The sequence below is a fragment of the Ketogulonicigenium robustum genome (genome assembly GCF_002117445.1).
GTDB lineage: Bacteria > Pseudomonadota > Alphaproteobacteria > Rhodobacterales > Rhodobacteraceae > Ketogulonicigenium > Ketogulonicigenium robustum.
In genome coordinates this window covers 183606-198067 of the sequence record NZ_CP019937.1, presented here as the reverse complement: position 1 = coordinate 198067, position 14462 = coordinate 183606, and the positions used below count along the sequence as shown (strand labels likewise).

Sequence of the window (14462 nt, the reverse complement as noted above, 5' to 3'; positions counted from 1 at the left end):
CCGATGGCGCAGTTTTTCATTAACCGCCCCGTCTTTGCATGGGTGCTGGCGATTATCACCATGCTGTTTGGCGCATGGGGCATCCAGCAACTGCCAATCGCGCAATACCCCGAGGTTGCGCCAACCACGATCCGCATCAGCGCCAGCTACTCGGGCGCGCCTGCGGAAGCAGTCGAAAACGCGGTTACCACCCCGATCGAGAACGGCCTCTCTGAACTAGAGGGGTTGCTTTATATGGTGTCGCAATCGTCACAAGGCCGCGCGACGGTCACCCTGACCTTCGATGATTCCATCGATGCCGACATGGCGCAGATCCAGGTGCAAAACCGGATGCAGTCGATCACCAACCAACTGCCCGACAGCGTGCAAAGCAACGGTGTGACGGTATCGCGGTCGACCGATTCCATCTTGATGGTCGCCGCGCTGGTGTCGAACGACGGCAGCTATACAACGCTGCAACTGGGCGACATGATGAACGAATTGATCGAGCCCAGCGTCACCCGCGTCGACGGCGTGGGCGGGCTGCAAGCCTTTGGCACATCTTATGCAATGCGTATCTGGCTGGATCCGTTCAAACTGGTGCAGTACCAGATGACACCGTCGGACATCACATCGGCCATTTCGTCGCGCAACGCCACTGTGACTGTCGGCAGCCTTGGCAGCCAGCCGGTAGTGCCGGGCCAACAGTTCAGTGTGTCGATGACGGCGCAATCGCAACTGACCTCGCCCGAGGAATTCCAGCGTATCTTGCTGCGCACCAACTCGGACGGCAGCCATGTCTACCTAGGCGATGTGGCTCGCGTTGAAATCGGGCAGGAAAGCTACGGACAGGATTCGCGTTTCAACGGCAAGCCCGCTGCAGGCTTTGGCGTCAATCTCAGCTCGGGGGCCAACGCGGTCGATACCGCCGAAAACGTGCGCCACACGCTGGAAGGGCTGCAAAACGCCCTGCCCGAAGGGGTCGAGATTGCCTACGCCTACGACACCTCGCCCTTTGTCGAGGAATCGATCGAGAAGGTGTACCACACCCTTGCCGAGGCGGTCATTCTGGTCTTCCTTGTCATTCTGATCTTCCTGCAAAGCTGGCGCGCCACGCTGATCCCCACCCTTGCCGTACCAGTCGTGGTGCTGGGCACATTTGGGGTGTTGTCGCTGTTCGGTATGTCGATCAACACGCTGACGATGTTCGCGCTGGTGCTGGCCATCGGCCTGCTGGTCGATGATGCCATCGTCGTCGTCGAAAACGTCGAACGCGTGATGGAGGAAGAGGGTCTGGACGCCCGCGCCGCCACGCGCAAATCGATGCATGAAATCACGCCCGCGCTGGTCGGCATCGTGACCGTGCTGTCAGCCGTGTTCCTGCCCATGGCGTTCATGGCGGGGTCGACCGGCGTGATCTACCGCCAGTTTTCAGTCACGATCATCTCGGCCATGGTGCTGTCGCTGTTCGTCGCGCTGATCCTGACGCCCGCGCTGTGCGCCACGCTGCTGAAACCGCAACACGGCCCGCGCCGCTTTCCCCCTGCGCGCTGGTTCAACAGCGGCCTTGCGGCGTTCACCAATCGCTACGCCCAGACCAACCGCTGGATTTTGAAGCTGCCCGTGCAATCGATGGTCGCACTGGCGGCCATTACCGGCGCCCTTTGGTATTTTTACGACAACCTGCCGTCATCGTTCATCCCGCAAGAAGACCAAGGCGTGTTGATGGCGATGATTTCGCTGAACGACGGCGCAACCACCGCGCAAACCGAAAAAGTTTTGCTTGAGGTCGAAGACTACCTGCTGAACGAAGAAAGCGCGACGGTCGACGCCGTGTTCGCGAACCTCGGGTTCAGTTTCGGCGGGTCGGGGCAAGGCAGCGCGATGCTGTTTGTAAAGCTGCGCCCCTTCGACGACCGCCACGACCACACGGCGGCCAGCTTGGTGCAGCGCGCCACGGCCCGCTTTTCGGGGCACCGCGCGGGCAATATCTTCTTCATGCAGCCGCCCGCCATGCCGGCATTGGGGAATTCCTCGGGGTTCTCGATGTATCTGGTCGATCAGGGCGCGAACGGGCAAGAAGCCCTTCTGAACGCCGCCGCCGACCTGAATGCCGCAGCGACCGCATCGGGCGCGGTCAACAACATTCGCGGCGGCACCACACGCTCGACTGTGGCGCTGAATCTGGATGTCGACCAACTGAAGGCGGCGGCGCTGGGGATATCGGTATCCGATGTGAACGCCATGCTGGCGACGATCTTCACCGGCCGCCAAGTGAATGACTTTGCCTTCAACGGCACGCTGCGCCCCGTCATGGTGCAGGGGCAAGCCGATTACCGCATGCAGGCCGACGACGTAATGCAGTGGAACGCCCGCAACTCCAGCGGCGAGATGGTGCCGTTTTCAGCTTTCATGACCCAGAAATGGGAAGTCGTCCCCACAAGCCTAGCGCGCTTTGGCGGATCGCGCGCGGTGTCGATGTCCGGCTCGCCCGCAACCGACGTGTCATCGGGCGCCGCCATGGCCGCGATGGAAGAAATGGCCGCCGATCTGGACGGCGGCTACGGGGTCGCGTGGACGGGGCTGTCATATCAGGAACGCCAATCAGGCACCCAAGCCCCGCTGCTGTTCGCGCTGTCGGCGCTGGTGGTTTTCCTGTGCTTGGCGGCGCTTTACGAAAGCTGGTCGGTGCCCCTCGCCGTGCTGCTGGCCGCCCCTATCGGCGCGCTGGGGGCATTGGGCGCGGCGCTGCTGTTTGACCAAAGCAACGACGTCTATTTCAAGGTCGGGTTGCTGGCGACAATCGGGCTGGCCTCGCGCAATGCGATTTTGATCGTGGAATTCGCCAAAGAACGCTTCGACAGGGGCATGGACCTGAAAGAAGCCGCGATCGAGGCCGCGCGCCTGCGCCTGCGCCCCATCTTGATGACCTCGATCGCGTTCATGTTGGGCGTGCTGCCGCTGGCTATCGCCGATGGCGCGGGGGCCGCGGCGCAACACGCGATCGGGATCGGCGTGCTGGGCGGGATGGTCGCATCGACCGTGATCGGTATCTTTCTGGTGCCCGCCTTCTACGTTGTCGTCACGCGCCTATTTGGCAGCAAGCGCAACACCCTGAAATCCGAGAGTTAACACCTTTTTAAGCATCATGCCCCCCAAATGTAGATATAGCATGCGGGGGGCACCATGAAAGATCAGGCGTTCGGGGCGACAGGTACGGGGCGGTTGCGAAAGCGCCCGTCTGGCTATGCCCGCCGCGTTTGACTTTAGCGCGTGGATTCGCCACCGCGCGCTGCCGTTCTGGCGCGCGCGCGGGCTCTGCCCGAACGGATTTGGCGCTGTTGAACACATCCGCGCAGATGGCAGTGCGGCGCTCTACCCCCTGCGCCGCAGCCGTGTTCACGCGCGACAGGCGTTCGTATTTGCCGCAGCCGCGCGCGACATGGGCACCGATGACTTACCCTTGGCGCAGCATCTGCTGGCATTCGCCCATCGCACGGCGGCGTCGGGCTTTATTCCCATCGCCAGCGACAATCACGGCAGGCCGGTGGGTGATGCGCACCGGTTGTATGATCTGGCCTTTTACATCCTCGCCAACGCCGAATGTCCCGCCCCCGTCATACCGTGGGATTGGCTGAAACAGGCCTTGGCCAAGCTGCGTGCCCCGCTGGGTTGGTGGGACGACCGCCTGCGGTGCGCCCCGCGCACGCAAAACGCGCATATGCACCTGTTCGAGGCCGCATCCGCTGCCCATCGCGCCACAGGCGACCCCGACTGGGCCGAAGTGGCCGACGAGTGCCGCGCGCTGTTTCTGACCGTCTTCCTGCAACCCGACGGCACGGTGCTAGAGCTGTTCGATGCTCACTGGCGCCCCGTCAAGCAAGGGCAGCGGGTCGAACCGGGCCACGGCGCAGAATGGGTCTATCTGGGCCATCAAGACCCGCAAATAGCTGCCGCAGCCGATTTGGACACCATCTTTTCAGCCGCAACCCGCGCGTTGGGCCACGCGGGCTTTCTGCCAGATCAAGCCGACGATCCGCTTGCGGGGCGACGGCTGTGGCCGCAAACGGAATTGCTGCGGGCGGCGCTAGCCCAGCGCGCGCGTGGGCGTGTGCTGCCGCCCCACCTGACACCAGAAGCCATCATTCAGCGCATCGCGCACAGCTATCTTACCCCCCAAGGCGGGTGGATCGACGCGCGCGACCACGCGGGCCGGATCACCGCCGCGCATATGCCTAGCTCAAGCTTTTATCATATCTTCAACGCGTGGCGGGCGTGGCATGATGTGCAGCCGCGGGCGGGCCTAACGGCAGGTGCGCGGGCGAGCCAACCCCGTCGCCAGCAGATCCCCGATCATAACCCGTTCGTGCCCCCACGCGCGCCTTCGCCAATAGCGCCGCTTCGGTAGAACGGGCTGCAGGGGCTGCAGCGCCGCCCACAAAGCGCGCTGGCATCGAATGTAGTCAGGGTGATGATCAGCCGCACCCGACCGCGCGAATGTGGGCTGCAAAAGCGCGCCGCCGAACTGGTCGGTTACATCCAACACCTGCACTTTATGACGTCGCATACGCGGCCCCATGCTGCGATAAAGCTGCCCGATGAACGCGGGCGGTAGCGCGGGCAGGCCGCGTGACACCCAATAATCGGCGGGCAAATCCGGTGGGGGTGCCCAGAAGAACGCGGTAGCCTCGCCGTAGCCTGCCGCGCGCAGCGCGCGCATCAGCGCGACCTGCCCCAGAATTGCGCTGGCCACGGAAACCTCGGCCAGCCGCGCAGCTTCGGGGTCATCGCAGTGAACCACGCCGCTGTACCCCGCCGCGCGCAACGCTGCCGGCAACCCGAACATCAGATCTTGCATCCCGAATGCCAAGACAATCTGCGCGGGCGCGCGCACCCCCGCCAGCAACTGGAAGACGTAATCCTGCACCTGTGGTCGCCCGAGGCTCCGCGCGCTCCATCCCGAGGCCCAGAAGGGGTGGTAGCGGTCGTGGCTGCCGAACAGATAGTCGAACGCCTCGGTGCTGGAGCTGCCAAAAACCACCAAAGATGCGTCAGGGTTTGACCGTCGAAGCATAGCCTTCCCATGCCTGCTGCGTTGTTAGCTGCGGATAGGCTGCCCGATAGGCCCTGACCAAATGCTTAAAGCGCAGGATGAATAGCAGCCATACGGCGACAAACTGCAGAAACAATGGGAAAAATCGGCGTCTGTCGCGGGCGGCCACTGGCTCACCTTCAATGGCAATAGCGCGCGCGCCCCAGATGGCGGCCATATCGCGGCGGCGCAGCGCTGGCAGGTGCGCGATCCCCCGCCCCCCGGGCAAAAGCTGCCCGTTGATCGTCGCCATCCAGTACCACAGAGGCATCCTTTGCGACCGTCCGCCAGCAGGCAAGTCGTGAGCGGCCCCGCGCGGCAACGCGGCAATGCGCGCGCGCTGCGGCTGCGCATCGGGGGCGAGCGCAAAGCGGCGCGGGCCTGCGATCACATCCCGCCACGCAATCAGCAGCGCCTCGGCCTCGTCATAGCGGAACCGCGCAAGGCTGCGCAGCACGAACAGCGCACCAATCCACCCGACGGCGAATCGGCCCAGCGCCAGCTGCGCAAAAACCATGTGATGCACGAGATGCCCGCGTAGGTCATAAAACAGCGACTGCGGCCCCTCTTTCAGGGCGAAATCATCTTGGGCGGCGTGCACGCCGTTCAGGGTGGCAATGCGAAAGCGGTTGGCCAGCGAAAAGCCAATATCATCACCGCGCAGAAAGTAGGGAAACGGCCAGACGCGCACGTGCGCCCGCGCGAAAGCAAAGAACCACCACCCGCCATAAAGGGCGGATTGTCGCTGCCACGCGGACTGCGCGGTCTGCCGCTCCAGCTCGGCCAAGGCATCCACATCATCGCGCGCGACATCGCGGAATAGCCCGTTGCAAAAGCGGTCGAACACCGCGCCGTTTTCCCAAATCCGGTCTGGCCGCTGGCGCGTTGTCATCGCGCCCGCGACCGCGATGTCGGCCCCTGTCGCCAGCGACAGAAAAGCATGAGTTCGGTGCAATGCCTCAGCCGAAATGCCGGCGTCATCATCGGTGAAAAGGCAGTGGCTGGCGCCCTGCGACGCGGAAAGCGCGCGGGCAAAGCCCCCTGCCCCACCAAGGTTCGGCTGGCGGATGACCTGAAGCCCCTCGAACGGACAGATCCCCTCGCTTAGTCCCTGATCCACAACAATGACGCGACAAAACCGCCCCAAAGGGAACCGGCACATATAGTCGACGATCACTTCCAGCTTGGTCGCAAGGCCGCGCCCCGCCCCGTAGGCCGGAATACAGATGGCCAGATCGGCAACCTGCGCAGGCTGCGCGCCCAGCAAGGTGCAACCCATCACGCGCAAATCACCCTGCGCGCGCACCGCAATTTGCAGCACGTCGCCGATGGGCAGGGTCAGCGCCTGCCCTGCTATCCCGTGGATCACAGGCAGCGCCACCGCGCCACCGGCCCGCAGCGCGGTAAGGTGCAGACTGTATCGCCCCCGCCCGATCAGTTGAAAACGAAGGGACCCCGCCGTCGTCAGCGTCGACCATTTCAGCGTATTGACCAGATCCCCCCATGTGTCGGAGAAATCTACCGGTTGCCCGTCGCCATATATACGCGCTGCCACAGAAAAATGCTGCAGAACAAAATCTTGCGCGTCCAGATTAGCCCCCGCCATAAACACTATGGCGCGCAGCATAAGGCCCAGCTTATTTCAGCTTTCCTAAGATCCGAACATCAATCAGGGGGGATGTGGTAGCGGAGGAGGGACTCGAACCCCCGACACGCGGATTATGATTCCGCTGCTCTAACCGACTGAGCTACTCCGCCAAACGTGAGGCGGATTTAGGGCAAGGCGCAACGCCCGTCAACAGCGAATTCCTGTGACCAAGCGGAAGCCGGGCGGGTCAATCCAGATCACGTCCGCCGTTTGCACGCAAAACCTCGCGGTGGACCAGTTTGCGAACGTTGCGGGTGATCCGCTCGCCCAACTCGCCCTGCAGCTCGGCGCGCAGAACCTCGGCGACCAACTGGCGCAAAGCAGCATCATCCGGCAGCGTGGGCGCCACGGGGGCCTGATGCGCGGGGCGGTCGGCGGCGGCATCCTCGCCGGCGCCAAATTGCGGGGCGCGGCCGTGAAACGGCACGTTCACCGGCGCATCCACCGGCGCGTCGACCCGCAGCGACGGGGTCAGCAGCAACGGCGCTGTCACCCCTGCCCCTGCATCCGCCGCTGCATCATCCAACGCGCCGTCGACCAGCTTACGAATCGCGGCCAGAATATCGTTACTTTGATTCGGGCGGATTTCGGGCATGAGCGTCCTGTCTGGTTATGCGGGCACGGCAAAAGCGCCCTAAGTCATTCACGTCCGATCGCTTGCAGCACACGGTCCAGCGCGCGGCCCTGCGCCGAGACCAGCCCCGGTGCGTCGTCCACCAGGTTGTAGTAGGCGGTCGGATCATAGATCTGCACATTCAACCCCAGATTCTCGGCCGTCAACAGCCCCATCGAGGAGAGGACCGAGTAGCCTGCCGTAATCTCGTTATACTGCGCGGAAATCTGGCTGGCGCGGGCGTCCAGCAAGGTCTGTTCGGCATCCAGTACGTCAACGGTCGTCGCGGCACCAAGGCTCGCTTCCTCGCGCGTGCCGTCAAAGGCAAGCTGCGCGGCGGTGACCATGCTGGCGTATGATTCGCGCGAGACGCGCGCAACTTCGCGCAGCGAATAGGCGTTCGCGACCGACTGGCTGACCGAATCCGATGCCGTCAGCAGGGCCGCCCGCGACGCATCGCGATTGGCCATCACCTGACGCATCTGGCTGGCCAGCGCGCCGCCTTGATAAATCGGGCCGCTGATGCCGATGCCGACTGTCAGCGAGTCGCTGTTCGATCCTGCCTGCGCTATACCAGTCTGACTATCGGTGATGTAATGTGTGCGGCCCAGATTAGCCGTACCCGACACAGTCGGGATGGTGGCGGTACGTGCGCGTTCGACATTAATGTCGGCGGCAGCGGCTGTGTGGCGGGCCTGCACAATCGCGGGGTGGCGCTGCAGCGCGATGGCGCGCGCTTCCTCCAACGATTGGGTGATGCGGGCGGGCGTCGCGGCCGCCAGCGCGCCCGGCAAGCGGCCGGTAGCTACGCGGTATTCCTCGCGGGCGCGGGTCAGGTTGCCTTGTTCCGAGACCAATGTCGCGCGCGCAGTCGCCAGGGCAGCCTCGGCTTGGGCCACGCTGGTGCGCGTGATCTGCCCCACCTCGTATTGGTCTTGCGCAGCGCGAAGTTCTTCCGAAATCACGCGCACGTTGTTTTCGCGCAGGCTGACGAATTCCTGATACAGCTTCACGTTCATATAGGCGTTCACGACGCGCAGCAGCACTTGTTGTTCGATCGCCAGCAAGTTCGCGCGGGTGCCTAGCACGCTTTCCTTGGCCGCATCCACGCCCATCCGGCCGCGACCGCCATCGTACAAGGTCAGGCTGGCCGTGATTCCCAAGGTGGCTGTCGTGAACGGGCTGTCCGTCAACGTCGCGTTCGGGAACGTCGAGGAAATGTTCGCGCTCCAATTCAAAATCGGGCGCAGAGCCGCGATCGATTGGGCCACCCCTTCGTCCGCCGCGCGCAGCAGGGCGCGATTTTGCGTCAACAAGCCACTGGATTCATAGGCCCAAGCCATCGCATCGGCCAATGTCTCGGCATGTGCTGCGGGGGCGGCAACCCCCATCGAGACGACGACCCCCACGACAATGCTGCGCAGCTTATTGATCATATTATCCTACCGTTTCCTCGATACCCTGAAAATTACAGGGCGAATTCACTTGAAGTTGCAAAGCCCGGCAGCACCGGCAGCATAGCAGTAAAGGCAAGACGCCAGTAAATCTGCCCGCCCTGTTGCGTTCCGACACGCACCTGCCCCAGACCACCTTGCACAAAGACCGCACAAATCCGGCCTCCTTCGGCCAGCTGTGCCGAAAGCGCGACGGGCACAGCGTTGACGCCGCCTTCCACCAAAATAACGTCGAACGGCGCGTTTTCCGGCGCACCTTCGGCCAGTTTACCCTGCAAAACGCGGGCATTCGGGGCGTGATCGGCCAGCGCCTGCTGAGCAGCGGCGGCCAAATGCGGCAGTTCTTCCAACGCGACCACAGATTGGGCAAGCCGTGCAATCAAGGCCGCGCCATAGCCCAAGCCCGCGCCCACCACCAGCACCCGATCATCTTGCGATACGGCCAACGCATCGACCATCTTGGCCAAGGTGCGCGGCTCGGGCATGGCGCGCCCCGGGGCAATGGCCAGATCGGCCCCGCTATAGGCGACCTCGCGCAGCGCAGCGGGCACGAATTCCTCGCGCGGCAAGTCTAGCATTGCGGCAATCACAGGATAGGCGGTCACATCGGACGGCCTGACTTGGCGATCGACCATTGTAATACGCAGTTGCGCAAGGTCGTTTTGGGCAGCGTGGGGCGCAAGAGACGACGACATCATGACCGGCATGGCTTTCTCTGGGGCGGCCCCGCGCTGCCGCGATGGCCGTTGGTGATTGGCTGAACGATCCGCCTGCTTCGTTTCATCCCGCAGCGCAGCCATCAAAACAAATCGGCCGCGCCTTGGGGGCTTGCCAAATTAATTACACATCCCTCGTGCTGCGACAACGAAAACCACCGCAATCATCGCGGGGGCTTTTGCGCTGGGGTTGCATCGGGCCGTTGCATCGGGCCCCGAAAAGCCTAAATCCAGCACAAGACCCGCAAAGATTGCCCCGAAAGGCTTATGATGATCCGCTACACGCTGCGATGCGATGCCGACCACCAGTTCGACAGCTGGTTCCAATCGGCCGCCGCATTCGATTCGCTGCAGGGCGCAGGGCACATCAACTGCGCGGTCTGCGGCAGTTCCGCCGTAACCAAAGCGCTGATGGCCCCGCAAATCAGCCGCAGCGCCGCGCCCGCCCCAGATGCCGACAGCAACGTCGACCCTGCCCTTCAGGCCCTGCGACGCGCGGTCGAGGAACAGTCGGATTACGTCGGAATGTCCTTCGCCGCCGAGGCCCGCCGCATGCATGACGGCGACGCCCCCACCCGCCCCATCCACGGCGAAGCCAAGCTGGAAGACGCTCGCGCCCTGCTGGAGGATGGCATTCCCGTCCTTCCGCTGCCCTTCATCCCCGCCCGCAAAACAAATTGATGCGCGGATTCGCACGAAAATTGCTCATTGCGGTTACCATTCAGCCGTTTTAAGAACCCTGCGAACTTTCCTGAGGGGAACATCATGCCCATCTTGGTGATGAAATTTGGCGGCACATCGGTCGCAAATATTGACCGCATCCAGCGCGCGGCGCGCCGAGTCTCGGCCGAAGTTGCAAAGGGTTATGATGTCATCGTCGTCGTATCGGCCATGTCCGGCGAGACGAACAAGCTGGTCGGCTATGTCAACGACACCGCGCCCCTGTACGATGCGCGCGAATATGACGCCATTGTCTCGTCCGGTGAAAACGTGACCGCAGGCCTATTGGCGCTGCGCCTGCAGGAAATGGACGTACCCGCCCGCAGCTGGCAAGGCTGGCAGGTGCCGCTGCAAACCAATTCCGCCCACGGCGCGGCCCGGATTATGACGATCCCGACCGAGAACATCATGCGCAAGTTCGCCGAGGGCATGAAAGTGGCCGTGGTCGCAGGGTTTCAGGGCATTAGCCCCGAAGGCCGCATAACCACGCTGGGTCGCGGCGGCTCGGACACGACTGCCGTTGCTTTCGCGGCTGCATTCGATGCGGAACGCTGCGATATCTATACCGATGTGGATGGCGTCTACACGACCGACCCCCGCATTTGCAGCGACGCCCGCAAGCTCGACCGCATCACGTTCGAAGAAATGCTGGAACTGGCTTCGCAGGGGGCCAAAGTGCTGCAGACCCGCTCGGTCGAGTTGGCCATGCGCTACAAAGTGCGCCTGCGGGTGCTATCGTCATTCGAGGAACCGTCGGACACGTCAGGCACGCTGGTCTGCGACGAGGAGGAAATCATGGAAAGCAACGTCGTTTCGGGCATCGCCTTTAGCCGTGAAGAAGCCAAGATGACCCTGCAGGGCGTCGCCGACAAACCCGGCATCGCTGCCGCGATCTTCGGGCCTCTGGCGGATTCGGGCGTCAACGTCGACATGATCGTGCAGAACATCAGCGACGAAGGTCACACCGACATGACCTTCTCGTGCCCCGTCGATCAGGTGCTGCGCGCCGAAAAAGCCATCAACGACGCGCGCTTGCGTGGCGACTATACCTTTGACGAGCTGATCTGCGACAGCAACGTTGCCAAGATTTCGGTCGTTGGCATCGGCATGCGCAGCCATGCGGGCGTCGCGGCGACCATGTTCCGGGCGCTTGCCTCGGAAAGCGTCAATATCAAGGTCATCACCACCTCCGAAATCAAGATTTCGGTGCTGATTGACCGTAAATACATGGAATTGGCCGTTCAGGCCCTGCATGATGCCTTTGGGCTAGACAAAAAGGCCTGATCTTTCGGTCAGGCCAAAGGGGCGCGGGGCATATCCCCGCGTCGCTATAACAATGGTGCCTGAACAGGAAGAATCATGGCCGAGCGCGACGAAAGCGAAAGCCGCAAATTATTGGGGCGCCTGCGGGCAGCACTGGCCGAATCCTCGGCCGGCCAAGCGCGGCTTGACCGCATCGTCCGGCTGATCGCAGGCTCGATGCAGGCCGAGGTCTGCTCGATCTACCTGTTCCGCGATGCCGACACGCTGGAATTATGCGCGACCGAAGGGTTGATGCAGGGCGCCGTTCACCGCACTCGTATGCGACTGGGCGAAGGGCTGGTCGGGCGTGTCGCCCAAGCGGGCACCATCACGAACACCGCAAACGCCCCCGCCGAACCCGGTTTCCGCTACATGCCCGAGACGGGCGAGGAGCGCTATTCTTCGTTCTGCGGCGTGCCCATCCAACGGTTGGGCGAAACGCTGGGCGTGCTGGTGGTGCAAAGCAAGTCCCAACGCGAGCTGACCTCGGACGAGGTTTATGCGCTGGAAGTTGTGGCGATGGTTCTGGCTGAAATGACCGAACTCGGGGCCTTTGCCGCCGCCGATGTGACGCCCAGCCACCGCCAAGCCGTCATGATCCGCGCCGTCAGCGGGCAAGAAGGCACCGTCGCGGGCCATGTATTTCTGCACGAGCCCCGCGTCGTCGTGACCAAAGCCACGACTGACGACCCCGTGGCCGAACTGTCGCGCCTACGCGATGCGGTCGACACCCTGCGCTTTCAGATTGACGAGATGCTGAACAAGGCCCGCGGGCTAAACGGCGAACAGGCGCAGGTTCTGGAAACCTATCGCATGCTGGCCGCATCGCGCAGCTGGCTGCGGCGGATGGAGGACGACATCACCTCGGGCCATTCCGCCGAGGCCGTCGTCGAGCGCGAACAGACCGCAACCCGCAACCGCATGGCGCAGGTCGAGGATGCTTACTTGCGCGACCGCCTGCACGATCTGGACGACCTGTCGAACCGGCTGCTGCGGATTCTGACCGGCCAAGGCAAGGATACCGGTGCTAAAATGCCCATCGACCCGGTTCTGGTCGCCAAAAACATCGGCCCGGGCGAATTGCTGGAATACGGCAAGGCGATCCGCGGCATCGTCCTCGAGGAAGGCTCGGTCGGCAGCCACGCGGCCATTGTCGCGCGCGCGTGGTCGATCCCGCTGATCATTCACGCCAAGGGCGTGATGGCGGCGGCCCTGAACGGCGACCCGATTGTGGTCGACGGCGATCAGGGCATTGTCCACCTGCGCCCCGACGAGGTTGTCGAGCGCGCCTTCGGCGAGAAAATCGCCATGCAGGCTTTGGCGCAGGAACGCTATTCATCGCTGCGCGACCTGCCCGCGACCACGGCCGATGGGCAAACCATCACGCTGAATATGAACGCGGGGCTGATGGCCGATTTGCCGTCGCTGGAAAGCTCGGGTGCCGCCGGTGTGGGGCTGTTCCGCACGGAATTGCAGTTCATCATCCGCAACAAAATGCCCCAGCGCAGCGAGCTTTCCGCGCTCTATGCGCGCATCATGGATGCCGCCGCCGGCAAGCGCGTCGTGTTTCGTACGTTGGATATCGGGTCGGACAAAGTCCTGCCCTACTTGAAACCGCAGGACGAACCGAACCCCGCCATGGGGTGGCGCGCGATTCGCGTGGGGCTGGATAAGCCGGGCATTTTGCGCATGCAGTTACAGGCCCTCCTGCGCGCGGCCAATGGCCGCCCGCTCAGCATTATGTTCCCTTTCGTCGCCCACCCGTCCGAATATGACGCCGCCCGCGCCGCGCTGGACAAAGTGATCGCACGCGAGAAAATTCTGGGCCATTGCCTACCTGAATCACTGGATGTCGGCGTCATGCTAGAGACGCCGTCGCTAGCCTTTGCGCCTGCGGCGTTTTTCAAAAAGATCGACTTCCTGTCGGTGGGCGGAAACGATTTGAAGCAGTTCTTTTTCGCCGCCGACCGCGAGAACGAACGCGTCCGCCGCCGCTATGACCTGATGGACCCTGCCTACTTGGGGCTGATTGAGATGATTCTGGCCAAATGCGCCGCGGGCCACACGCCGATCACCTTCTGCGGCGAAGACGCGGGCCGCCCGCTAGAGGCGCTGGCACTGGCGGCGATGGGGTTCCGGTCGCTGTCGATGCGGCCAGCATCGATCGGGCCGGTCAAGAACATGCTGCGCCGAATCGATCTGGCCGCCGCACGCGAGCTGATCGACAGCCACCGCCACAAAGGCGAAAACCCACGGGCGGCGCTGAAAAGCTGGTTAATGGTGCAAGGCGCGCTTTAGGCTTGCGGCAGGGCCATGTCGGGCGACCATTTGCTGACCTGCCCCGCAACACCGCCCCACGCCCCGGGGTAAAGGGCCAGCCCCAGCACGCGGTCGGGGTTGGTCGGGGGCGGCATGACGACATCGGCCAGCTTTGAAAAGCCGAAGCGGCTGTAATAGGGCGCATCGCCCACCAGCATCACCCGTTCCCAGCCCAACGCGCGCGCACCGCCAAGGGTTTGATAGATCAGCAGCCCGCCCAAGCCTTCGCCTTGGTGCGTCGGGTGCACGGCAACCGGCCCCAGCAGCAATGCGCGAAAACAGTGGCTATCATCGCCCTCGGGGCAGATGCGCACGGGCCAGTGGCGAATCGCCCCTGCAATAACGCCCTGATCATCGCGCGCGACCAGACACAGGCCTTTCACAGGTCGGACATCGTCACGCAATCGATACGAGGAAAGCGCATCGCGGCCGGGCGCGAAACAAAGGTCATAAAGGGATTCGACCTCCCACCAGTCATCGGGGGTTTCCTGTGAAATCGTGAACATTGGCCGCTGATTGTCCCCTTATCCCAAATGCCGAAAACAGATGTAAATCCGTTGGCTTGATGCGCGCCCGCCCCTATCATGCACAGCCGTCGGGGCAAATACAAAATTGGGAA

At 63.1% G+C, this 14462-nt stretch carries 11 protein-coding genes and 1 tRNA gene; 5 read left to right on the top strand and 7 right to left on the bottom strand.

Annotation, left to right across the window (positions count from 1 at the left end):
• The first annotated feature begins 3 nt into the window (after positions 1-3).
• Together BVG79_RS01040 and BVG79_RS01035 are read left to right on the top strand one after the other, a co-directional pair.
• Positions 4-3111: a multidrug efflux RND transporter permease subunit gene (locus tag BVG79_RS01040; protein ID WP_085785262.1), complete on the top strand. Its 3108-nt coding sequence runs from the start codon at positions 4-6 to the stop codon at positions 3109-3111.
• 115 nt (positions 3112-3226) lie between these two features.
• Positions 3227-4387 carry an AGE family epimerase/isomerase gene (locus BVG79_RS01035; RefSeq protein ID WP_085785261.1) on the top strand — a complete coding sequence of 387 codons (1161 nt, stop codon included), beginning with the start codon at positions 3227-3229 and terminating at the stop codon, positions 4385-4387.
• On the opposite strand, the gene BVG79_RS01030 is transcribed toward BVG79_RS01035, so the two are convergent.
• The 6 genes from BVG79_RS01030 to BVG79_RS01005 form a co-directional block, all read right to left on the bottom strand.
• Positions 4283-5053: a hypothetical protein gene (locus BVG79_RS01030; RefSeq protein ID WP_157115595.1), complete on the bottom strand. Its 771-nt coding sequence runs from the start codon at positions 5051-5053 to the stop codon at positions 4283-4285. The genes BVG79_RS01035 and BVG79_RS01030 overlap by 105 nt on opposite strands.
• Positions 5031-6698, bottom strand: coding sequence for a glycosyltransferase family 2 protein (locus BVG79_RS01025; protein ID WP_236951384.1), 1668 nt, complete (start codon positions 6696-6698; stop codon positions 5031-5033). Before BVG79_RS01025 ends, BVG79_RS01030 begins: the two co-directional genes overlap by 23 nt.
• A gap of 54 nt (positions 6699-6752) precedes the next feature.
• Positions 6753-6829, bottom strand: a tRNA-Met gene (locus tag BVG79_RS01020).
• A gap of 77 nt (positions 6830-6906) precedes the next feature.
• A complete protein-coding gene (locus tag BVG79_RS01015) occupies positions 6907-7314 on the bottom strand; it encodes a hypothetical protein (RefSeq protein ID WP_085785259.1) in 408 nt (135 codons plus the stop codon).
• Between the two features lie 44 nt (positions 7315-7358).
• A complete protein-coding gene (locus tag BVG79_RS01010; RefSeq protein ID WP_085785258.1) occupies positions 7359-8768 on the bottom strand; it encodes a TolC family outer membrane protein in 1410 nt (469 codons plus the stop codon).
• Positions 8769-8800: 32 nt separating this feature from the next.
• Complete coding sequence (locus BVG79_RS01005; RefSeq protein ID WP_236951383.1) at positions 8801-9493, bottom strand: protein-L-isoaspartate O-methyltransferase family protein; 693 nt, start codon at positions 9491-9493, stop codon at positions 8801-8803.
• Positions 9494-9772: 279 nt separating this feature from the next.
• Between BVG79_RS01005 and BVG79_RS01000 the strand changes: the two genes are divergently transcribed.
• The 3 genes from BVG79_RS01000 (at position 9773) to ptsP (ending at position 13822) form a co-directional block, all read left to right on the top strand.
• Positions 9773-10183: a DUF1178 family protein gene (locus BVG79_RS01000; RefSeq protein ID WP_085787167.1), complete on the top strand. Its 411-nt coding sequence runs from the start codon at positions 9773-9775 to the stop codon at positions 10181-10183.
• A gap of 84 nt (positions 10184-10267) precedes the next feature.
• Complete coding sequence (locus BVG79_RS00995) at positions 10268-11506, top strand: aspartate kinase (protein ID WP_085785257.1); 1239 nt, start codon at positions 10268-10270, stop codon at positions 11504-11506.
• A gap of 75 nt (positions 11507-11581) precedes the next feature.
• Positions 11582-13822, top strand: coding sequence for a phosphoenolpyruvate--protein phosphotransferase (gene ptsP / locus BVG79_RS00990; RefSeq protein ID WP_085785256.1), 2241 nt, complete (start codon positions 11582-11584; stop codon positions 13820-13822).
• Here ptsP and BVG79_RS00985 read toward each other — a convergent pair.
• Positions 13819-14349: a GNAT family N-acetyltransferase gene (locus tag BVG79_RS00985; protein ID WP_085785255.1), complete on the bottom strand. Its 531-nt coding sequence runs from the start codon at positions 14347-14349 to the stop codon at positions 13819-13821. The genes ptsP and BVG79_RS00985 overlap by 4 nt on opposite strands.
• Positions 14350-14462 lie beyond the last annotated feature (113 nt).